Origin of the sequence: Hyalangium sp., assembly GCF_045802625.1 — a bacterium.
In the GTDB taxonomy this organism is placed as follows: Bacteria; Myxococcota; Myxococcia; order Myxococcales; family Myxococcaceae; genus Hyalangium.
In genome coordinates this window covers 1-21,092 of the sequence record NZ_JBJMQP010000139.1, presented here as the reverse complement: position 1 = coordinate 21,092, position 21,092 = coordinate 1, and the positions used below count along the sequence as shown (strand labels likewise).

Genomic DNA, 21,092 nt, shown 5'->3' with positions numbered 1-21,092 from the left:
TACGTGGGGCTTCCGCTGGGCATGGCGTTCGCGGAGGCCGGCTTCCCCGTGACCGGGCTCGATATCGACAAGCGCAAGATCGACAAGATTGCGAAGGGTGAGAGCTACATCAAGCACATCCCCAGCGAGCCGCTGGCGAAGCTGAGCACCGAGGGCAAGCTCAAGGCGACCACGGACTTCGCCAAGGCGGCGGAGATGGACTGCATCGTCATCTGCGTGCCCACGCCGCTGACGGCCTCGCGCGAGCCGGACATGACGTACATCATCCAGACGGGCGAGGCGCTGGCGCCGTACGTGCGGCGCAACCAGCTCTTCGTGCTGGAGTCCACCACCTACCCAGGCACCACCGAGGAGGTGCTCAAGCCGCTGCTGGAGAAGAACGGCTTGAAGGCGGGCGTGGACTTCCACCTGGCCTTCAGCCCCGAGCGTGAGGACCCGGGCAACAAGAGCTTCAACACGAAGACGATCCCGAAGATCGTGGGCGGCTTCACACCGGCGTGCCTGGAGGTGGCGCAGGCGCTGTACGCCAGCGCGCTGAAGGAGACGGTGCCGGTGTCCTCCACGCGCGTGGCGGAGCTGTCCAAGCTGCTGGAGAACATCTTCCGCTGCGTGAACATCGCCATGGTCAACGAGATGAAGATGCTCTGCGACCGGATGGGCATCGACGTGTGGGAGGTGATCCAGGCGGCCAGCACCAAGCCGTTCGGGTTCATGCCCTTCTACCCGGGCCCGGGGCTGGGTGGGCACTGCATCCCCATCGATCCGTTCTACCTGACGTGGAAGGCGCGCGAGTTCGAGTTCCACACCAAGTTCATCGAGCTGGCCGGCGAGGTGAACACGCAGATGCCGTACTACGTGGTGCAGCGCACCATGGAGGCGCTCAACCAGCACAAGAAGACGCTCAACGGCGCCAAGGTGCTGTGCCTGGGCGCGGCGTACAAGAAGGACATCGACGACATGCGTGAGAGCCCCAGCCTGCGGGTCATCTCGCTGCTCATCGAGAAGGGGGCCGAGGTCAGCTACCACGATCCGTACGTGCCCAAGCTGGAGAAGGGCCACGGCTTCCACCACGAGATGACCTCCGTCCCGGTCACGCCCGAGACGCTGGGCCAGTACGACGCGGTGGTGATCCTCACGGACCACTCGTGCATCGACTACGCCATGGTGGTGCAGAAGTCCCAGTGTGTCATCGACACGCGCAACGCCACCAAGCGGGTGGGGCCGGGGCGTGAGAAGGTGACGAAGGCCTAGCCGTCCACGGCTCGATTGCCTCCCAAGCGAGGGTCCTCGCCGCTCCTGTCCGGGGGCGGTGAGGACCTTCGATGCATTGCGGGGTGGCTCGGGTACAGTGGGGCCGTGCGACCTCCTTTCTCGCCCGTCCTCCCCCTGCTGGCTGCTTCTGCTTTCCTGTTCGCCGCCGCGCCTCCGGCAGATCCTCGCCAGGGCCTGCTGGATGCCATGGCGTCGGAGCTGGCTCGCAACCATCAGCAGCTTCAGCTCAAGGGCCACGAGCCCCCGTACTTCATGAGCTACCAGCTCAAGGACTACGACCAGTTCCACATCACCGCGCGCTATGGCGCGATCTTCACGGATGCCGTCTCGCGCGATCGCCGGCTGGCGGTGGACGTGCGTGTCGGCTCGTACGAGTTCGACAGCTCGGTGCCCGAGGAGATGGACTTCCTGATCTCCACGAAGGGCACCAGCTACTACGCGCGCACGGATGGGCCGCTCGATGACTCGCCCATGGCGCTGCGCACCGCGCTGTGGCTGCTGACGGACGAGAAGTACAAGTCCGCGCTCACCCAGTTCCTGAAGAAGAAGGGCGAGGATGTTTACACAGTGGAGGATCCGAAGCGTCCGCCCTCCTTCTCCAAGGAGAAGCCGAACACCTATGTGCAGGAGCCGGTGGCGTTCCCGTTCGATCGGGAGCACTGGAGGCAGGTGGCGCGCAACGTGTCCGCTCGCTTCAACTCCCACCCGGAGCTGTTCGACTCGGACGTGCACGTCACCGCCGACAAGGTGAAGCGCCTCTTCGTCTCCACCGAGGGCAGCCGCATCGTCACCGAGGAGACGCTCTACGGGGTGCACGTGACGGCGGTGACGCGAGCCGACGACGGACAGCTCCTGGACGACTCGCGGGACTACTACTCGCCCACCGAGGCGGGGCTGCCGGACGAGGCGAAGCTGGCCGAGTACGCGGACAAGGTCATCACGGAGCTGCTGGCGCTGCGCAAGGCACCCGCGATCGATCCGTACACGGGCCCGGCCATCCTCGCGCCCGAGGCGGCGGGGGTGCTCTTCCACGAGGCCGTGGGCCACCGGCTCGAGGGGCACCGGCAGGACGATGACCGCGAGGGGAAGACCTTCCGAGGCCAGGAGGGCAAGCAGGTGCTGCCGGGCTTCCTCTCCATCTACGACGACCCCTCCGTCCGCGCGATGATGGGTGAGCCGGTCAATGGGTACTACCTGTTCGATGAGGAGGGCGTGAAGGCGCAGCGGGTGGCGCTGGTGGAGAAGGGCGTGCTGAAGAACTACCTGCTGTCGCGCCAGCCGGTGGAGGGGTTCCTGCAGTCGAACGGGCACGGTCGCAGCCAGAGCAGCCAGAAGCCGGTGGCGCGCATGGCGAACCTGATCGTCGAGTCCTCGAAGCAGGTGAGTGACGAGGAGCTGAAGCGGCAGCTCATCGCGGAGGCGAAGCGGCAGGGCAAGCCCTACGGGCTCATCATCCGAGACATCACGGGTGGCAACACGAACACGGCCAGCTTCGGCTACCAGGCCTTCAAGGGCGTGCCGCGCATGGTGTACCGGGTGGATGTGAGGGACGGGAAGGAGTCGCTGGTGCGAGGGGTGGAGATCGTCGGCACGCCGCTGTCGGCGATCAACCGCGTCGTCGTCTCAGGGCAGAAGCAGGGCGTCTTCAACGGCTTCTGTGGCGCGGAGAGCGGCATGGTGCCCGTGTCCACCGTGGCGCCCGCGGTGCTGCTGCAGGAGATCGAGCTGCAGCGCACGATGGAGGGCAAGGACCGCCCGCCGATCCTCACCAGCCCCGCGGCCTCCTCGCAGCCCGAGGCCAAGAACTAGCCCGCTGCGCTTCCGTCAGAGGGAGGAGTGCCGTGCGCTGGATCGCACGCACTTCGGCCTCGACGGGCTCAAGGCTTCTGGGGAGTAGGGCTCTCCGGCAAAGGCTCTGCCGGGGCCAACTCGGCTGGATGCAACAGCCGTCCTCCGCGGAAGCCTCGGAGGCGGAGGTAACGCTCGAAGTCTCGGAGGAAGGCCTCCGGCGTAATACCCACGGTCTTCGTGAAGGCCGTCGGGAAGTCCGGACCCTGGCGCATCTGCTCCAGCAGGGCTCGCACCGTGCCCTCCCCGTACCGGTTTACCAGGAAGGTGAAGGCGTGGTGGGCCGCGCCGTACGCCACTGGCATCTCGTCTTGGTAGAGCGCCTCCGGACGCAGGAGGGGCTCCCACTTCGGGTGCTCATCCATCGTGCGGGCGAGCTGCTCCAGCGTGGGCCAGCGGTAGCCTTGCTCCGCCGTGTAGGTGGCCATCCCCTCGCGGAACCAGGCCGGGATCTTCTTCTGCCGCCAGCCCCCGAGATCCGCCGCCGCTTGGTACATCACCGCGTGCGTCAGCTCGTGCAGCATCGTCTCATCCAGGTCCTGCTGCGTGGCCGGTACCGGGCTCCACGTGTCCGGGGCCTGCATGTCCAGCACGTCGTAGCGCGTCCACGCTCGCAGCCACTCGTAGCCCGAGTGCCTCGCGGCCTCTTCCAGTGTCTTGTGATCCCGGTGGATCCGCACCGTCACCGGCTGCTGGAGCTTGCCCCACTTCGCGAGCCGGGGACCGGCCTTCTCGATGGAGGCGCGGACCATGGCCGCACCCCGCGCCTCCGAGGGCGGGTACTCCAGCCGGACAGTGCCTACCTCCGTCTGGACAGGCTGCGCGTCCGCCCTCATCTCGGAGAGGGGAGACACGCACCCCGCTCCCAGCACCAGCGCGAGCACCGCGCCGAGCCCCGCTCGCCTGTGGCTCCAGCCCACCCTCACGCGCTCCTCACTCCGCGTCCAGCCAGCGCAACACCGTGCGCCCCACGTCGGCCACGGTTGCCAGCGCTTCCACCTCGGCCGCCGGTGGACCGAAGTAGAGCACGGGCACGGGGTTCAGGGTGTGGCTCCGTGTCGAGAGATCCTCCACGTTGCCGTGATCGCTACAGATGAGCACCCGTGCATCCGCCGGGCGCATGGCCACCACCGCCCGGGCGAAGGCGTCGAAGGTGTCCAGCGCTCGGAACGCCGCGCCGAAGTCCCGCGCGTGTCCGGCCTCGTCCGCCAGGTAGTGCTCGAAGAAGGTGAAGTTCATCCCCTCGGCCACCCGCCAGAAGATGCGCGCGGCCTCCTCCGGCGTGCGTTGCGGCACGGACAGCCCGCGGGCCAAGGCGTGGTCGCCCGTGATGTCGTGCGTGAGCCCCTCATCCGCTCGAGCGTCATCCAGCGTGCGCAGCGGCACCTTCCCCGCGGCGAAGGCCAGCGTGGACGCCGAGGGCCTCAGGCGCCGCTGGACTCCCGGCGGGAAGGTGAACTCAGGAGGCGAGGTGGACTCGCGCCGGGGCAGCTTCAGCGCATCCAGGTACGGCGCCGCGTAGCTGTTGGCGAAGGTGGCGGTGCGCCCTCGGGCCAAGAGCCGCTGGACGAGCGAGCGCTCCGCCAGCAAGCGCCTCAGGGGCGGGTTGGGGTAGCCCAGGACGTGACCCTGGATGAGGACGGGGGCGGGCTCTCCGGTGAGAATGGCCGTCTGGTTGAAGGCCGACTGTGGACGGCCCGGGACGCCAAAGGTCGTGTCCACCGGGAAACACCTGCCCCCCTCGGGCAAGGGGGGGCCCGGTGCGTCCGAGAACTGGGAGAGCAGGTGGCCCCTCTCGGCAAGCGGGTTCACCGCCGGGTCCTTCCGGCCTACACCCACACCATCGATGAACAGGAGCGCGACGCGCACGGCCTCTGACTGTATCCTTGAAATTCTGGAATCCGTCACCCATGGCCCTTCACGGCGACCTCTTCAGTTATCCGCTTCCTGAACTCCTGCAGTGGCTCGATGGCTCCCGGAAGACGGGGACGTTGCAGCTGTCCTGGGAGGCGGGGGAGCGCAAGATCTTCGTCCTCTCCGGCCAGGTGATCGCCACCGCCAGCCGAGGCCTGCGCGAACGCGTGGCCCGGCTGCTGGAGCTGGCCCGGCTGTGCTCGGGCAACCGGGTGCTGGCCTCCTTCGACGAGCTGCAGCGCACTCCCGATGTGGAGCAGGCCTTCGCCGCCCATGGCGTGGATGTGCGGCTGGTCCGGGAGATGGGCCGCGAGGAGCTGTTCAGCTCGATGATGGACCTGACCATCGCGGGCCGCGGCACCTTCCACTGGACGGAGGACGCGGACCGCACGGGCGAGGACTGGGTGCCCTCGGACATGAGCATCCGCGAGCTGCTCTTCGAGTCCCTGCGCTGGGTGGATGAGCAGGGAGACGTGGAGCAGGCCCTGCCCATCGACGCCATGAGCGTGCGCGCGGTGGCGCCTCCCAGCGCGAGCCAGCCGCTGCTGCACCGGGTCATCCTCACGCTGTGCGCCACCCCGCAGAACCTGGGCCGGCTGCGGCTGTCCATGGGGATGTCGCGCTCGGCCGTCACGCGGCGCGTGTTCGACTTGCTGCGGCTGAAGCTGGTGGAGGTGGAGGGCGCTCCGCAGGTGGAGGCGGATCCGGTGGCGGAGATGCTGGAGAAGGGCGGGGTGCTGGTGCGCGAGGGGCAGTACGACTCGGCGGGCATCATCTGCGCCTCGCTGCTGGCGAGTGATCCGGCGGACCGGCGCGTGCGTGAGTTCGCCCGCATGGTGCAGCGCGAGCACGTGGCGGCGCTCTACGGGGAGCTGCCTCCGGTGGCGGTGCCGGTGCCGGTGCATGATCCCGAGGGCATGGCGCTGCTCAAGCCCGAGGAGCGGCAGATCGCCGGGCTGGTGAATGGTGGCTGGGACGTGTCCACGCTGGTGCTCGCGGTGCCTGCGCGCGAGCTGGACACCCTGCGCACGCTGGCGAAGCTGGTGCGCATGGGCCTGGTCCAGCTCACCATGCCCATGCGCTGAAGCCCTTGAGTGGGGTCTGTGAGCGCCTTCGTCAGGCCGAAGCCGCTACGGCTCCGGAGACAGCTAGGGGCGCGTCCCCAGCGAGCGCAGCGGAGTGTCTCGGCCCAGTGAGATGAAGGCCGCCCAGTCGTGGGGGTGGGGATGCGTCTTGCGCAGGGTTCGCATGGCGTCTCGGAGTGCCTCACCCCGGCCCTCTCCGGCCTTCAGGTGGTGGTAGTAGCTCTCCATGAGCAGGCGGGTCGCATTGTCGTTGACCTTCCACAAGCTGGTGACGACGGTCTCCGCCCCAGCGATCTGGAAGGCGCGGCGCAGTCCGTAGATGCCCTGTCCCAGCTCGACCTCACCGCGGCCCGTGTCACAGGCGGACAGGACGACGAGCTCGGTGCCCCACAGGTCCAGCCCGACCAGCTCGCGTGCGGTGACCATGGTCCCCGCCGCTCGCGGCTTGCCGCCGGCGGAGGTCCGCGTCGAGTCCTCGGTATCGGAGAGCACCAGCCCTGAGCGCAGCATGGAGTCCCGGAGGTGGGGCGCGGAGGTGGTGCCACTGAAGGTGGCGACGTGGCCGAGCCCGCGGGAGCCCTCGGGGGCGGTCGCTCCGTCGAGGACGTAGCCGTGGGTGGCCAAGTGGAGCACCGCGGGCGCACTCAGGTGCAGGAGCCGCTCCTTGGTCGCATCGGCACCCAGAAAGAGCTGGGCCTGGGGATACAGGTGCTGGATGGCCTCGGCCTCCTGGCGAGTCCCGGGGAGCGGCAACCAGGGCGTATCGGCCAGCTCCCCACGCTGGATGGGAAGAGCCGTGGACATGGAAGGCAACTCGGCCATCGCGAGCATCGGTGCTTCGGAGATGGAGTGCGTGGTGGGCACAGAGCCCAGGATGGGATCGGCGAAGACGACCACCGAGCTCGAGGAGGCGAGCGCCTCGGGCCGGGGGAGCAGATCCCTGCCCGAGTTCAGATAGGTGAAGTCGAAGGCATCGATCAGGGAGCGACGGCCATCGTGGAGCGCGTCGAAGGGGATGAAGCTGAGCTGGCCATCCAGCGCGAGGTAGAGGCGGCGGGTGTCGCCGAGCAGCGGCCTCAGCGGCTGGAAGGCCAGGGCGTAGAGCTGCTCGGACTGGACCTGATAGGCCGCGTCCTTGTCGGCGAGGGCATTGCTCAGGTTCGTGGCGGCGCTGTCGATGTCCGTCGCCGCTCCCAGGTCGATGGCGCGGATGCGGGCATCGGGGAAGAGCACCAGCGCCAGGTAGCGCAGCTGGCTGAAATCCGGGCTCACGGGCGCTTCGCGCTCGGGGACGAGCGGGCGATTGACGTAGGCAACGAACTCAATGAGGGCGCTGTCACGGGGCAGGCTGGCGGCCACACGGCCGACGATGTCCGCGGGGAGCGGAAGCGCGGTGCGCGTGCGCTGCGATGCCGAGCTGCTGGCAAGAGCCGCCTCGAGCGCATCGCCCTGGGCCGCCAGCTCCGCGAGGCGCTGCTGGTAATCGTTATCGGAGAGCGAGCCAGGGCCTTGGAGTGACAGCGTGACGAGCTGGGCGCGCAGGGCCTGCAGCCGCTCGGCCGCGAGGCGCTCCTGAGGGCCGAGACCGCGGTGGATGATCCGGGAGGTGCTGGCGGCCTCGTCGACGGAGCGGCCATGGCGCAGCAGCACGGACGTCATGGCCAGGCGCTGCACGCCAGCGTCGTCCGGGTACATGCGCAGCAGGGCGTAGAGGCGATCCTCATCCCGGCGCAGGGACCGCATCAGATCCGTCAGGCGCGACTCGGAGAGGGCGGGCGCTTCCCGGCGCAGGCGCTCCTCGGAGAGATTGAACGCCTGCGAGAAGAGCTGCACAGCCTCGGCCACCTGGCCCTGCGCCAGCCGGAGCTGGCCGAGGCGGTTGAGCGTCTGAACGACGTCGGGGGAGGGCTGACCGGCTTGCTGAAGCCTGGAGCGCTCCTCCAGGGCTGGGCGCGCTTCGGGCTGCCGCGCCTTCGGTGACTCCTGGCCGGCCGCCTCACTCACCGCGCAGCACAGGCCGACCACCAACATCCATCCGATCGCTCGCCACATGGAATTGCTCCGTGAACTCTGTTGCGGTCCATGCCCCCGCAACCCCCCTCGCGGGCCTATCGGCCTTGTGGGGGGCTGCCGGCTCTCATCGCTTCTCCGTAGGACTGGTTGCGCAGCAGCGCCGTCTCGTGGCTCGTGCCTTCACGCCGCACCGCGCAGTTGCGCTCATCGCCCGGCTTCGCTTGGAAACGCTCGGGGCATTCCTGAAGAATGGTCTCCATCGGGCGTCCATCCCGGGTGTGCGACAGGCACGTGGCACCGTCCGTCTCCCAGGCCGCCTCGAACGAGGCGCGCGAGGGATCCCAGTCCGCCGAGGCCTCCGTCGTCGGCGAGAGCAGGCCGAACCGGTCATACATGTCGATGGTGGTGCCCTCGTGGGTGTGGCTGCGGCCGTTGCCGCAGTAGTCGGCGCGGGCCATGCGCGTGCAGGCCTGGTGCAGCTCGGCCAGCGAGTGCCCGTCGTGGCGAGCCCAGGGCTTGTAGCCCCAGTTGATGCACTTGGTGATGACGCTGGTCTCGCACGCCAGGGTGAACCGGCCCGGCACGTCATGGTGCGCCCCGCTGGCGTCCCAGACTCCGCTCACCGCCAGCGCCCGAGGATCGGGCACGCGGCCGGTGGCCACGCACGGGTTCTCCCACTCCTGCGCCACCGGGTTCCAGGCCTCGATGTGGTACCAGACCATGGAGGGATCCTCCGGCGCGGGCTCGGCGCCGCAGACGGTGACCTCCACGGGCTTGCCGTCGCTGGAGGTACCCTGGAGTACCGTGCCCACCAGGCTGGTGGAGCTGTCGGGCGAGGCCACCAGGCGTCCGTCCTTCACCTGCAGGGCCTCGACCTGGCTATCGGTCTCGAGCGGCGCGGTGAGGTCCACCGAGACGAGCACGCTGCGCCGCTCATCGCTTTCCTGCTGGGAGCTCCACGTCCGCCGGGTGCCCCACAGCATCGTGCCCTGAGGGCCGTGCTTGCGGTCCGGGGAGTGGCTCTGGCACCGCTGCGCGTAGTGCGCGGGCTCCGCTGCGTGGGCGGAGGACGGGCTCCCGGCGAGCACGGGCGTGGTGAGCAGCAGAGACGCGCAGGTGATCAGAGACGGGGTCGACAGAGTGAGCCGCTTCATGGGGTACCTCTCCGGGTTGAAGGCAGACGCAGGCCCGTCCCTCCGCCCGGCGAAGCGCCTGGGGAAGGGCGAGTTGCTGCTGACTTTCCAACAAGCTCCCGAATTGGGCTGTGAACGCCATCACACGCTATGTGTGACGGGACTCACGCCCCTTCCCGAGGGCTCACCGGGGAGAGAACGGGGCACACACGCGCACGCCAATCGAGACGTCGCGCAGCGTGGGATCTCCGGGCGAGCGGCTGGCCACACGCGCGTCCAAGGGGGTGTAGTACCAGGCGCCTCCGCGCAGGACGATGCGCGCGAGATCCTGCGTCGCCGGCTGCGTCATCTCGTACGCGTTGCCGGCCATGTCCAGCAGCCCGAAGGGGCTCACGGAGGCAGGGTGGGCGCCCACCATGTCGGGCCCGTAGCTGCTGGGCTGCCGATCGTAGGTCAGATCGATGTTGGCGTCGTCAAGCTGCAGCCGGTCGCCATGCGGGTAGGCGCGGCCGTCGGCGCCGCGGGCGGCACGCTCCCACTCGTACTCGGTGCACAGGCGGGCTCCCGACACATGCTTCTTGCGGCTGAGCCAGAAGAAGTACGCCTCGAGATCCTTGGAGGAGACTCCGGACAGGGGAAACTCACGCCAGTTGGCCACCTGGTTCCGGGGCCGATCCGGGTAGCGAAAGGGCTCGTTCTCCGGCACCGGGCGGGGGACTGTGTCCGAGGGATAGAAGGAGAAGACCCAGCCGCGCCCGGGCTCGTTCCGAAGCGTGACCGCCCCAAAGGAGTTGAAGCGTGGCTGATCGAGCAGGTGTCTCGCCGGTGCATCGGGCGGGAGGTCCTCGAGGTAATCCAGCCAGTCCCCGAAGGTGACCTCCGTCCGCCCGATCAGAAACCCTTCGCTGAAGCAGAGCTGGTGGATCGGTGCGCTGTTCATGTACGCCCGCACCTCTTCCGGATCAGCGCTGCCCAGCAGGGAGCAGCCGGGCGGAATGTAGACATAGCCAGTAGGCACGTCGGCTGGCAGGGTGAGGCGGATCTGCTCTCGGGCGCCGCGTGTGAGGAGCAGGGGCAGGTCCACGGGGACGTGGCCGGGCCGCGTGATGCGGAGGAGATAGGAGTCGGCGTCCAGCTCCTTCCCGGCGATGGGGGTGGGGCCCAGCGGCAGCGGGGGGCCCAGGTGGCTCACTCCCTGGGAGTCGCTGACGTAGCGCCTGATCTCGACTTGCGCGCCGGGAGGTTCCGTCACCAGCTCGAGCACAGCAGGCTTGGAGAGTCGCTTCTGCCACTTCTCGCGGTCGCTGAGATCTTCGAGCAGCCGATCGAGCCGTCCCCGCAGCTCGCGGATCGATCGCTGCTGGTGGAAGAGCTCGGCGAGGAGCATGCGATCGTAGGTGGATTCGGCGAGGAGCTCACGCGCCTCCTCGAGGCCGCGTCTGCGATCGAGCGCGCGTTCAAGGAATTGCGTGGCTTGAACGTAGGACTCGTCCGCCTGGTCGAGCTGTTCGAGCGCCTGGGCCCATTTCCGCTCGGCGGCGGCTCGGAGATCATGGGGGTTCGAGGCCACCTTGAAGCTGGAGGAGGGGGGAGGCTGACCGTCGAACATCGAGAGCGCTTCTTCTCGGAGCTCCGACGCCCGAGCCCCCTGGGCATGGCTCGCGTCCAGCGCTTCCCGGGCCTTTGCGAGCTGTTCGTCGCTGAAGCGCGAGTCCTCAAGGTACCCCTGCAGGCGAAGGCAGCCATAGACGGCCGCGAGGGCCACCGCGCCCAGGACCGCGGTGAGGTACCGGCCCCAGCGCTGGCGCCTCAAGGCCCGGTGGGACGCGTTCAGGAAGGCGTGAGCGCGAGGGGTGAGGGTGGAGGGATCCAGTGGACGCGCCTCGTCGAGCTGACGCTGCCCCCACAGTGCATCCCGGGCGTGCGTCAGGCGCTCCCACTCGGCGCTGGCCGCCTCGACGCGCTGGCGCACCGCGCGATGGCCAATGTCGTCATCGAGCCAGTTGCGCAGCGTGCCCCAGCTCACCATCAGCGCGTCGTGGGCAATCTCGTACCGGGCCCGGCCCCCCTCGGTGTGCGCGTGCAGGAGCCGGCCTTCGGCGAGCGCGAGGAGGGCGGCACGGGAGGCGGCGGAGTGTTGCGAGACGAGCTCGTCTTCCCTGCGCACCACGCGCCGGCCGCCGGTCGTCACGAGCTGGACGAGCATCTGCCGTGCGGCCTGCTGCTCGGCCGGGCTCAACCGGGAGAGCACTTCGTCCGCGTGCCGTGACAACGCTCCCGCCACGCCCCCCATCTCCGTGAGGGCCCTGCCGGTGATGCGGCCAAGCGCCGGGTCTCGCTTCTCCCACAGCTCCGCGAGCGTGAACTGCAGCAAGGGCAGGCTGCCCGTGCCGTGAAACGTGGAGGCGACGAGGATGTCAATGAGGTGCTCGGACTCGAAGGCGACGCCTCGGCTGCGCGCCGGACCGACGATGGCCTCGCGCACCCGCTCGGGCTTCATCTGCTGAAGGATGTAGGGCGCTCGCCCGACCTCAATGGCCAGGCCCGGCAGCGCGCACACGCTCGTCAGGTAGTCGCCGCGCACCGCCGTGAGCACTCGCACGCCCGGGGAGGGCAGGGCGAGCTCACCCAGGACGGTGGCGAACTGCTTCGCCTGCACCGGGTCGGCCAGGGTGATCAGCTCCTCGAGCTGATCGATGAAGAGCAGCAGGCCGCGCCGCCCGTGGAAGAGCTCGCGCAGCGTCTGCCCGAGCTGGTCCGGAGTCTCCGTGATCGCGGTGACAAGCTCTGCCTCCTTCCGGCCCAACAGCGGCGCGAGCGCGGAGGCCAGGGCGTGGAGCGGACGGCGGCCCGGCCAGAGCGTGATCGTGCAGAGCTGACGGCCCTCGTCCAGGGCCTCGTCGACCGCGCGGGGAAGCACGCCCGCACGGCACAGCGAGGACTTGCCCACTCCTGGATCTCCCACCACGAGCACCAGGGGTTGGCGGTGCAGGCGATCGAGCACGTCGAGAATGTCGCCATTGCGCCCGAAGAAGAGCGCCCGGTGCTCGACCTCGAAGGGGGCGAGGCCCCGGTAGGGATTCCCTGTGAGGGGCGCGGCGGTATGGGGGGCCTCGAGGCGCTCCAGGGCCTCGCGCAGCAGCTCGGCCGAGGCAAAGCGCTCGGACGGGACGGGGGCCAGACAGCGCATGATCAGCGCGGCGAAGTCTGGATCGACGTGCGACTCGGCGGGGATCGGAGGAGCCTCCTCCGCCGGGGACTCGGCATTCACGAGCTCCTGTGGAGGGAGGGTATCGGGCAGCTTCTGGGCGAGCGCATGCGGCGGGAGGCTGCCCGTGCACAGCTCATACAGGGTGAGTCCGAGCGAGTAGAGATCGCTCTGAGGGGTCGCTGGCGCGCCGCGCAGAAGCTCGGGGGCCATGTAGCGCGGCGTACCCGCCAGCGTCTGCGTGCCCACGGAGCGCAGCGACATGCTGCGATCGATCCGCTCCGCCAGACCGAAGTCCAGCAGCTTCACCTCGCCGCTCGCGGTGACGAGCGCATTGGCCGGCTTGACGTCCCGGTGGAGGATGCCCTGGCGATGGGCCGCCGCCAGCCCCCGGGCCAGGCCCAGCCCCAAAGTCAGGACCTGCCGCCACGGCAGGGGCCGCGGGAGCTGCGCGAGGCTCTTTCCGACCACATGCTCCGAGACGATATAGGGGTGCCCACCGACCGCGCCCACTCGGTACACCGTGACGATGTTGGGGTGCTGCAGACGGGCGATGGTGCGTGCCTCGGTCGCGAAGTACTCGATCACCGTGGGATCCGGCTCTCGCGATGCGAGGAACTTCACCGCCACGTCGCGGCCCAGGGAGGTGTCCTGGGCAAGGTAGACGACTCCCATGCCACCGTGGCCGATCACCCCCTGGATGCGGAACTCGTCGAACTCGGCGGGCGGAGTCCAGGGCGCTTCGTCCTTGTCATGGGAAGACGCGCCCCCCTTGGCGGCGCCCGGGAGCGTCTGGGTGTCGTCCTCGGTGCGGGACTGATTTCCCGCAGGGGGAGCACCTTGCACATCTTGTCCGCCGCGTGGGTCTGAAGATTCCATTGGGCCTGGACGGCCAGTCTCTCAGTTGCCTACCCGGCTGACAACGAGCCCACACGCGGCCGCCTGGATGGCGGGCCCTCAGGCTGAGGCCCAGCCTCCCTGTCGAGCGAACCGGGACTGTGCGATCAAGCCGTCTCGGGCAGGCCCACCGCGTTCAGCCGGGTGAACACCTGCATCACGAAGTACAGCGCGAAGGCCGCGTCATCCACTCGCGCGGTGTCCACCTTGCTGGAGAGCCCTTGGAGCCGCAGCAGGTCGCTCCCATCCACCCGCAGCAGGAAACCCTGCTGGGCCAGCGTGCCCTCTCCCGCGAAGGCCAGCGCCCTGCGGACCGCGTCCATGCAGGCCGTCACGCAGATGCCGTACTGGCCGCTGGCGAAGGACGTCTCCGCGGCGCGGGCATGGTCGAACAGCTCCCCCGGTGCCAGCGCCGTCGCCGGGCCCAGCGCGCGCTGCCCCACCGTGCGAGGCACGGCCACCGAAGCGGAGTTCGGGGTCACCTCCATCCGGGCCGGTGGGGCCGCCGCCGCCGCCGGTGCCGGTGCCACCGCCGCGATCGTCGTCGAGGACGCGTGCTGGCGAGGCGTCATCGCGGGCGGCTGCACCGTGGGCATGGACTGGGAGGGACGCGAGGGCAGGTGCTGGCTCAGCTGCGCCTCCAGGCCCGCGCCCGGAGCCACCGGGTTGGGCGTGGCGCGCGGCGCCGGGACGATGCGCTTGGCCCTCAGGTCCTTGATCACCAGCCGGGTAATGGCCTTGAGCGCATCCAGCACGCCCTGGCCGCTGGTGGCCGAGGTCTCGAACTCGAGGGCGCCGCGCGTGTTCAGCGTCGCCCTCAGCTGCTCCACCGGCAGCGCCTTCTCGATGTCCCGCTTGTTCCACTGCATCACCAGCGGGAACCGGTCCAGGCGGATGCCCTGCTCGAGCAGGTTCTCCTCCAGGTTCTGGAGCGACTCGCGGTTGGAGTCCAACGCCTCCGGCTGCGAGTCCGCCACGAACACCACCCCGTCGGCCCCCTGCAGCACCAGCTTGCGCGTGGCGTTGTAGAAGACCTGGCCGGGCACGGTGTACAGCGCCAGCCGCACCGAGCAGTCGTTGACGCGCTCCACCTTCACCGGCAGGAAGTCGAAGAAGAGGGTGCGGTCGCCCTCGGTGGCGATGGACATCATCTCGCCGCGGTGGGCTGGACGGACCGTCTCGTAGATCTTGCGCAGAGTCGTCGTCTTGCCCGACAAGCCGGGCCCATAGAACACGATCTTCGCGGCCACTTCGCGGGCCAACAGGTTCACGCTGCTCACGGTGTGAGCTTACCTAGAACGACTCGGCGCCTCGCGCCAGTCGCCGACGGAACATTCGAGGGGGCCCCCACCAGGTGCTCGGCCGCCAGCAGGGCAAAACAGGCCGCCTCCTTGGCACCTTCTGGGAACCCCAACGAATCCACCGTCCGCACCGGCAGGGGGGCCAGCCGCGCCGAGAACCGCTCCATCAGCGCCGGGTTCCGGGTTCCACCTCCAGAGACGTACACCGCCTCCAAGGACTTGAAACGGGGTAGGACATAGGCCTCGTAGGCCCGGGCCGTGGCCTCCACGGTGAACTCCAGCGCGGTGGCCAGGAGATCCTCGGGCCTGTCCGGGTGCTGCTCCCAGAGGAAGGAGACGAGCGGCTCGCCGAACCCCTCGCGCCCGGCGCTCCGGGGCGGGGGCAGGGCGAAGAACGGGTGCATCAGCAGCTCCGCCAGCAGCGAGCGGATGACGGTGCCCTGGCGCGAGAGCTGCCCGTCCAGATCGCACTGCATCGTGCCGCCTGTCATCCGCCGCGCCAGCCCGTCCAGGACCATGTTGCCGGGGCCCGTGTCGAAGGCGAGCACGTCGTCCATGCGCTCGGGCACCACGCTCACGTTGGCGATGCCGCCGATGTTCTGGAACGCGCGCACCGCGCCCGGCTTCCGGAACACCGCCCAGTCGAAGTAGGGCACCAGCGGCGCCCCCTGGCCTCCCGCGGCCATGTCCCGGGTACGGAAGTCACTCACCACGGGGATGCCGGTGCGCTCGGCGATGACGGAGGACTCGCCCATCTGCAGGGTGGAGGGGGTGGTGGAGAGGCTCGAGGGCAGGTGCGCCAGGGTCTGCCCGTGCGAGCCGATGACGTCCACGTCTCCCGGGCGCAGGCCCGCGTGGGCGATGACGGCCTGGGCGGCCTCGGCGAAGCGCTCGCCCAGCTCGAAGTTGAGCTCGCAGAGCGTCCGAGCATCTTGGGGGCCGAGCACGCGCTGGATGAACTCGCGCGGGAAGGGGCGCGAGAGGTGGGCCAGCAGCTGGAGCTGCACCGAGGCACCCGTGCCTTCGATCTTGCAGAGCACCGCCTCCACCGCGTCCACGCTGGTGCCGGAGATCAACCCCACGCAGAGGCGGGGACGGCTCGGATCCACTCGGGTGAAGGGGCGCGGGCTCATGTTCTGGAGTGTAAGCCGCCGGGGCCACATGCGCCCGGAGGAGTCACTGCTGCTGAGTCCCTGACTGTGGCACTCTGGTACCATGCAACTGCTTCGCGCGTTTACGGTACGCTGGCTGTTCGGTCTCTCGTGGCTGCTCCTGGCTCCCCTGGCATTCGCGGGCAAGCCGGAGGCTGTGCCTCCCGTTCCCGCCGCCAATCCCTTTCCGAGGGCCCAGCTCCACGCCTTGGAGCTCACCTACTCGGTGCTGCTGTTCCACCCGGTTGCTCCCAAGGCCGACGTGGTGGCGGGCGCTCGCAAGTTGCTGGCGGCGAAGTACCCGAAGCTCAGCGCCCCACAGGTGCCCGGGAAGCTCACGCCCGAGGTCGTGGTGCAGCCGGCCTCCGACAAGGATCTGGATCCCATCGACGAAGAGTCGCTGCGCTACTTCGGCCGGACCCTGGAGGCCGAGGAGCGCAAGCAGCTGATAGGGGCGCGGCAGGCCACGCTGTTGTCGTTCCACGTGCCCTTCGAGCAGCGCAATGAGGCGCTGCTGGAGGCCATGCGCTTTGCCCACGAACTCGCCACCCAGCACGGCGCCTTCCTGTGGGATGCCGAGACGCGGGAGTACTTCTCGCCTCGGAGCTGGAAGGAGGCCCGGCTGGAGGGCTGGAGCGCGGGCGTGCCCTTCGTCCCGGCTCACGTCACGTTCCACGTCTATCGGCGGGAGGGAGAGGCCTTGCGAATGATCAGCCTCGGGATGGCGAAGCTGGGGCTGCCCGAGCTGGTGGTGGAGCAGGTGCCGCCGTCGCTGTCCCAGGACATGGGGCGGTTCGTCAACGTCGTGGCGCAGTTGCTGGCGGAGGGGCTCGGGATCTCCGCCGATGGCACGCTGGACGTGGATCTGGCGAAGCTGAAGGACGGCAAGCTGCGCGGCCAGATCGAGGCTCGGGTGCAGAAGGGGGCTGCCCGGCGCGTGAAGTTGAAGGCGCTCGTGGCCCAAAGGGACCAGGGCGATTCGGAGAACGTGTTGCTGGAGCTGGGCTTCCCCGGCAGCGGGGATGCTCATTCGCGACAGGTGGCCGCGCTGGATGCCTTGTTCGGGCCGCAACCCGATGGTGTCGTTCCCGTGAAGCCGGGTGACCCGGAGCTGGAGGCGGTGGCGCGCAAGGCTCGGGCGCGGCTCGTCGAGCTGAGGGAGCGCGTGGTGAAGGGGCTGCGGCCACCGGAGCAGCTGGTGCTCAAGGCCGGCTTCCGCACCGACGATGGCGACCAGGAGTTCATGTGGGTGGAGATCACCTCGTGGGAGGCGGGCAAGTGGCGCGGCACGCTCGGCAACGAGCCGGATGCCGTGAGCAGCCTGCGCCTGGGCTCGCGCGTGGAGATCCCCGAGGCCGAGGTGGTGGACTACCTCTACATGAACCCCGAGGGCCAGAAGGAGGGCGGTGAGAGCAGCCTGATCCTGATGCGCCGCCAGGGGCAGTGAGGCCGCTCAGGAGCTCATGAGCGGCGGCCACTCCGGGCCTGGGGCTTCTCGAGGCTTCGGAGGGTGGAGCTCTGAAGCCGTGCCTGGGCCTGTTCTCGGCTCAGCCCGGTGAAGTGCATCGCGAGCGCCACCTTCACCGAGCCCCCCGCCGAGCCCAGCAGCCGGCGAGCCTGGGCCAGCGGGAGCTCCGTCAGCTCGGCCACCATCCGCACCGCCCGCGCTCGGAGCTTCGCGTTCGCCTGACGCACGTCCACCATCCGGCCCCGGTACACCTTGCCCAGCGAGATGAAGGCCGCGGTGGTGAGGGCGTTGAGGATCAGCTTGGTGGCCGTGCCCGCCTTGAGCCGCGTGGAGCCCGCGACCAGCTCCGGCCCCGTCGGCGCCAGGATCAGGATCTCCACCCGCGTGCGAGGCCCGGGCGCGTTGCAGCACACCAGCACCGTGCGCGCCTTGCGCCGCCGCGCCTCGGCCAGCGCCCCGAGCACATACGGCGTGGTGGCGCTGGCGGAGATGCCGCACACCACATCCTTCGCGCTCGCCCGGAAGTGGCGCACGGCCTCGGCCCCAGCGGCCTGGTCGTCCTCGGCGCCTTCCACCGCGCGAGTCAGCGCCCGCCTGCCACCGGCGATGACGGCCTGAACCTGGGAGGGAGAAGCGCCAAACGTGGGCAGGCACTCGCTGGCATCCAGCACGCCGAGCCGTCCGCTCGTACCAGCGCCCACGTAGAGCAGCCGGCCCCCTGCCCGCAAAGCATCCGCCACGGCCCGAGCCGCTTCCGCCACGGAGGGGAGCGCTGTACGGACCGCTCGAACGGCAGCCAGGTCTTCCTGATGCATGCGGCGGATGACCGCCTCAACGGGGAGGAGGTCCAGATCATCCGCCTGGGGGTGAAGCCGCTCGGTGGGCGGTGGCGCGAGCGGAGCTGAACGCGGCCGGCCCACCCTCCGAGTGCCCTGCCCGGGGATCAGGCGGCCTTGGTGATCTTGCCCGCCTTGATGCAGCGGGTGCAGGCCAGGACGCGCTCAGTACGGCCCTGCACATTGGCCCGGATCTTCTGGAGGTTCGGCAGCGTCCGCTTCTTGGTCTTGTTGTTCGCGTGGGAGACGTTGTTGCCCACGAGCGGCCGCTTCCCACAGATGTCACACTTCCACGCCATGACAGCCAACTCCTTGAAAACAGGGGCTCTACAGGCTCTGCCCCGAAAAGAGCGGCGGAACCTACCAGAAATCCCCTGAAAATCCACCCGGTTTTGCCCCTCAGCCCTTGAGGGGGTTCTTCTTCTTCAGCATTTCCTGCACGAGCCGCGCGGCGCGCATCCCCGCGAGGAGCTCGCCCTCCAGGCCCAGGCCGGGGAGCACCTCCCGGCCGGCGAGCAGGATGTTCTTCGCCGGCGTGCGCTGCTTCAAACCCGTGACGCCCAGAAAGGCTTCCGCCTCGAAGCTGTAGAGGGGGTGGGGCATCAGCCTGCTGCCGCGCACCCCCGAGGCATCCAGGTACGGCGCCGAGCGCAGCACCCGCTTCTCCTGGGAGAAGGGCATCAGGTGATCCAGCTGCGCGTCGATGCGCCGCGCCAGCGCCTGCATGTGCTCCTCGCCCAAGTCTCTCACGCTGGCGGGCACGAAGGCCCCGGCGCAGACCACGCGCAGGGACTCGTCCTCCTTGCCACCGGGCGTGCGCGCCGGGTGCACCTGGATCAGCAGCGGCTTGAGCTCCGGGTCCTCGGTCTCCACCAGCAGCAGCTCGCCCATGCCGCGGGGCAGGGCGTCGGCGGGGACCACCCAGTTCACCGAGAACAGGATGGACCGGGTGGAGGCCGCATCGAGCTGCTCGAGCAGGCCGCGGTGCCGCTTGCGGTCCGTGACGAGCCGCCGCAGCGCCCCCGAGTCCATGGCCGCCACCATGCACGAGGCCCGGTAGATGACGTCCGAGCGCACCAGCTTCACGCCAGCGAAGCGGGCCCCATCAAAGGAGATCTCCTCGACGACGAAGCTCTCGGCGTTCTCCCGGGTGAGCACATCTCCACCCAGCTCGGTCAGGCGCCGGACGAGCAGCTCGCGCAGGCCCTCGTTGCCGCCGGGGAAGCGCTGGGGCGCCTGGAGGGCCTGGGACAGGGGCCGGGTGAGCGCCAGGGGCGAGGTGGGCTCGTCCAGGTAGATGAGGAAGGGGAGCAGTCCGCGCAGCAGCGCCCCGGGCGGAGTGTTGTTGGACAGGCGCGGGTGGGTCTCCAGGCCCGGGTGCTGGCCGATCTTCTTCTTCAGGCCCCAGGCCTCGAAGAAGCCATCGGGGGGCAGGGCGGGCTGCTCCTTGAAGAAGGCGTCGCTGGCCTCGTGCTGGGAGGCGGTGGCGGTGAGCGCCGAGAGCAGGCCCTCGGCCGTCTCGCCGAACTCGCGCGTCAGCTCGTTGCGGCGGCGCGCCGGGTCGGTGTGCAGGTCCACCCGGTGGCGCGGGAGGATGAGCTGCAGCTCGGGCAGGTGAGGGCGCAGGGCGCGCTGGATGGCGGTGGTGAGGCCCAGCTCGGTGAAGGCCTCCTCCACCGAGGGCATCGCCTTGAGGGAAGGGGCGATGGAGGGCGCGTAGGGGAGCACATAGCCGCCGTGCTCGTAGCCCGTGCCGGTGCCGTCGTGATCGATGAGCAGCACCCGGTGGCTGCGCTTGGCCAGGAGCGCGGCCGCGAGCGCCCCGCCCAGCTGGCTGCCCAGGACGATCACGTCATAGACGTGCCGGGAGGGACCCGTGGGGACCTGGAGTCTGGCTGCTTGCGTGGCCATGCGAGGGGCACACTACACAACGTCCCGGCTTCTGGCGCCTTTCTAGCGCGCCTACCGCCCACCCACCGCGCGTGAAGTGTTCCCGAACAGCCGGGCCTCCAGCTCCGGTGGGAGCGTGGCGAAGTCGGCAGCCACCCAGTGGGCGCCCGCCTCGCGAAGCACCTCGGGGGGCGTGGTCGTGGTGATGCCCACGGCGAACATGCCGGCCGAGCGCGCCGCGAGGATGCCGTTCACCGCGTCCTCGAAGACGACGCAAGCGGAGGGAGCCACCTCGAGGTGGCGGGCCGCGGTCAGGAAGATGTCCGGCGCGGGCTTGCCTCGGACCACCTCCTCGGCGCCGACGACCCGGGAGAAGAGCGAGCGGATGCCCAGGCCATCGAGCACGAGGGTGCGATTGCCAGGAGGCGCGGCGGTGGCGACGGCGAGGCGGTGGCCGGCGCTACGCAGGCGGGAGATGAAGGCCTCGGCGCCGCGCATGAGCCCGAGGTGAGGACCATAGAGCTTGCGGTAGTGGGTCTCCTTCTCCTCGGCGAGCTGGGCCAGCTCCTCCGGCGCCACGGCCCGGCCGAGCAGCACGGGGAGGATCTCCTCGTTCTTCTTGCCGGCGAACTCGCGCTCGAAGCGCTCGGCGGTGGCGTCGATGCCGAGGCGCCGGGAGAGGGAGACCCACGCCTCGGAGTGGAAGCGCATGTTGTCGACCAGGGTGCCATCCATGTCGAAGATGGCGGCGTGCAGGAGCGCGGGAAGGGCCATGGCCCAGGATTACCGCGTCTGGCGCCTCGCGGGGATCAGAGAAGGACCCCCTGGCTCCCTGTCAGCCCAGTTCAATAAAACTGTAAAATCATATATTCCTTGTAAAACGTACACATGGAGTGTAAAAGGCAAAACCAGAATAACAGAAAGCAGCTTTGAGCCCAGAAAAGCGCGGGTGATCACATGAGCGGATGTCCCAGAAGAGCACTGCTGAGCGCTGTCCTGCTGATTGGACTCGTGGGGTGCGAGGGCCCCCAGGACGCGGGGAAGAGCCCGAGTGCCGCGAGGGTGACCCTCCAGGG

General features: G+C 69.3%; 15 protein-coding genes. 4 read left to right on the top strand and 11 right to left on the bottom strand.

From position 1 onward, the window contains the following. Together ACJ8AT_RS25675 and ACJ8AT_RS25670 are read left to right on the top strand one after the other, a co-directional pair. On the top strand, positions 1–1,251 hold a 1,251-nt coding region (locus ACJ8AT_RS25675; protein ID WP_407740492.1), incomplete at its 5' end, for a nucleotide sugar dehydrogenase. 105 nt (positions 1,252–1,356) lie between these two features. After that, positions 1,357–3,081: a TldD/PmbA family protein gene (locus ACJ8AT_RS25670; RefSeq protein ID WP_407740491.1), complete on the top strand. Its 1,725-nt coding sequence runs from the start codon at positions 1,357–1,359 to the stop codon at positions 3,079–3,081. A 68-nt stretch (positions 3,082–3,149) separates the two neighbouring features. Here ACJ8AT_RS25670 and ACJ8AT_RS25665 read toward each other — a convergent pair whose 3' ends face one another. Further along, positions 3,150–4,040, bottom strand: coding sequence for a peptidase MA family metallohydrolase (locus tag ACJ8AT_RS25665; RefSeq protein WP_407740490.1), 891 nt, complete (start codon positions 4,038–4,040; stop codon positions 3,150–3,152). A 13-nt stretch (positions 4,041–4,053) separates the two neighbouring features. Then, complete coding sequence (locus ACJ8AT_RS25660; protein WP_407740489.1) at positions 4,054–4,989, bottom strand: metalloenzyme; 936 nt, start codon at positions 4,987–4,989, stop codon at positions 4,054–4,056. A gap of 41 nt (positions 4,990–5,030) precedes the next feature. Between ACJ8AT_RS25660 and ACJ8AT_RS25655 the strand changes: the two genes are divergently transcribed. Further along, on the top strand, positions 5,031–6,119 hold the full coding sequence (locus tag ACJ8AT_RS25655) for a DUF4388 domain-containing protein (RefSeq protein WP_407740488.1): 1,089 nt from the start codon (positions 5,031–5,033) through the stop codon (positions 6,117–6,119). A gap of 63 nt (positions 6,120–6,182) precedes the next feature. Here ACJ8AT_RS25655 and ACJ8AT_RS25650 read toward each other — a convergent pair whose 3' ends face one another. The 5 genes from ACJ8AT_RS25650 to ACJ8AT_RS25630 form a co-directional block, all read right to left on the bottom strand. After that, positions 6,183–8,171, bottom strand: coding sequence for a CHAT domain-containing protein (locus ACJ8AT_RS25650; RefSeq protein WP_407740487.1), 1,989 nt, complete (start codon positions 8,169–8,171; stop codon positions 6,183–6,185). A 56-nt stretch (positions 8,172–8,227) separates the two neighbouring features. Next, positions 8,228–9,286, bottom strand: coding sequence for an ADYC domain-containing protein (locus ACJ8AT_RS25645; protein WP_407740486.1), 1,059 nt, complete (start codon positions 9,284–9,286; stop codon positions 8,228–8,230). Positions 9,287–9,449: 163 nt separating this feature from the next. Continuing rightward, positions 9,450–13,319 carry a protein kinase domain-containing protein gene (locus ACJ8AT_RS25640; RefSeq protein ID WP_407740485.1) on the bottom strand — a complete coding sequence of 1,290 codons (3,870 nt, stop codon included), beginning with the start codon at positions 13,317–13,319 and terminating at the stop codon, positions 9,450–9,452. Positions 13,320–13,477: 158 nt separating this feature from the next. Further along, on the bottom strand, positions 13,478–14,650 hold the full coding sequence (locus ACJ8AT_RS25635) for a GTP-binding protein (RefSeq protein ID WP_407740484.1): 1,173 nt from the start codon (positions 14,648–14,650) through the stop codon (positions 13,478–13,480). Further along, positions 14,647–15,804, bottom strand: coding sequence for an anhydro-N-acetylmuramic acid kinase (locus ACJ8AT_RS25630; RefSeq protein WP_407740483.1), 1,158 nt, complete (start codon positions 15,802–15,804; stop codon positions 14,647–14,649). Before ACJ8AT_RS25630 ends, ACJ8AT_RS25635 begins: the two co-directional genes overlap by 4 nt. Positions 15,805–15,886: 82 nt before the next feature. Between ACJ8AT_RS25630 and ACJ8AT_RS25625 the strand changes: the two genes are divergently transcribed. Continuing rightward, positions 15,887–17,269, top strand: coding sequence for a DUF2314 domain-containing protein (locus ACJ8AT_RS25625; RefSeq protein WP_407740482.1), 1,383 nt, complete (start codon positions 15,887–15,889; stop codon positions 17,267–17,269). A gap of 14 nt (positions 17,270–17,283) precedes the next feature. Here the strand turns inward: ACJ8AT_RS25625 and murQ are convergent, their stop codons facing one another. From murQ to ACJ8AT_RS25605, 4 genes are all read right to left on the bottom strand, one after another. Beyond that, on the bottom strand, positions 17,284–18,210 hold the full coding sequence (gene murQ / locus ACJ8AT_RS25620) for an N-acetylmuramic acid 6-phosphate etherase (RefSeq protein ID WP_407740481.1): 927 nt from the start codon (positions 18,208–18,210) through the stop codon (positions 17,284–17,286). Positions 18,211–18,233: 23 nt separating this feature from the next. After that, positions 18,234–18,425 carry a 50S ribosomal protein L28 gene (gene rpmB, locus ACJ8AT_RS25615; RefSeq protein ID WP_407740480.1) on the bottom strand — a complete coding sequence of 64 codons (192 nt, stop codon included), beginning with the start codon at positions 18,423–18,425 and terminating at the stop codon, positions 18,234–18,236. A 100-nt stretch (positions 18,426–18,525) separates the two neighbouring features. Continuing rightward, on the bottom strand, positions 18,526–20,037 hold the full coding sequence (locus ACJ8AT_RS25610) for an NAD(P)-binding protein (protein WP_407740479.1): 1,512 nt from the start codon (positions 20,035–20,037) through the stop codon (positions 18,526–18,528). Positions 20,038–20,088: 51 nt separating this feature from the next. Further along, positions 20,089–20,790 carry an HAD family hydrolase gene (locus ACJ8AT_RS25605; RefSeq protein ID WP_407740478.1) on the bottom strand — a complete coding sequence of 234 codons (702 nt, stop codon included), beginning with the start codon at positions 20,788–20,790 and terminating at the stop codon, positions 20,089–20,091. Positions 20,791–21,092: the final 302 nt, after the last annotated feature.